Source organism: Vibrio sp. 970 (assembly GCF_033339075.1).
This window is the reverse complement of the sequence record NZ_JAWOTW010000241.1, coordinates 1-755: the sequence shown is the minus strand read 5'-3', so window position 1 is coordinate 755 and position 755 is coordinate 1. Positions and strand designations below refer to the sequence as shown.

Genomic DNA, 755 nt, shown 5'->3' with positions numbered 1-755 from the left:
ATTGCGAAGCCGAGCGCTATCTTCAAGCTCCATAAAATCCGCGAAGTTTTCAAACTCGTCGCAAAGTTCGTTGAAGATGTTCTCAGGAATGCAATACACCAAGGTGTCTTCTATCGCTTTTGCTGGCATACGAACGCGGTTGTTCATGAGCAACCCCATTTGCCCGAACAGGCCACCAGCATCAATACGGTTATAAAGCTCACCTTTGCGTCGATAAATCTCTACCGCTCCACTGCGTACCATATACAAGTCGCGAATCGTATCGCCAAATTTGAGGATGTCGGTACCTTGACGGAAATACGCCACTTCTGCATGAATGGCGATTTTTTTTAACTGCTCTTCTGGCAGTTCATCGAAAGGAGGATGTTGGCTAATGAAATTGAGTACTTCTAACTGCTCGGCTTCCATTCTTTATTCCATGCGTTGCCTAAAGTAACCAGATCAATATCATCTCGATTTCGCATAAGCAACAGATAACGCTAAGACTTCTGCTTACCTCATCATGTTATGTTTGCTTCTTCCAAACACAGATTTGAACTCTAATCATTTCACTGTTCTTTCTGCCTCTAAATACTGAGCAATAAATATGCAACCCTACTGTGCCGACATGTATTAAAAACTTAAAAATAAATTCAACGTCGTGTTTATCGCCTAAAAACACAAACGAACACATTCATAACCAAATGTTTTAAAAAGATTTATCAATAAAACAACGAAAGTTCATTACTACGAAAAATATGACCACAGAACACCAA

1 protein-coding gene is annotated in these 755 nt (G+C 40.3%); it reads right to left on the bottom strand.

From position 1 onward, the window contains the following. On the bottom strand, nucleotides 1-408 hold a 408-nt coding region (locus R7Q11_RS25935; protein WP_225466973.1), incomplete at its 3' end, for a Crp/Fnr family transcriptional regulator. Between the last annotated feature and the right edge of the window lie 347 nt (nucleotides 409-755).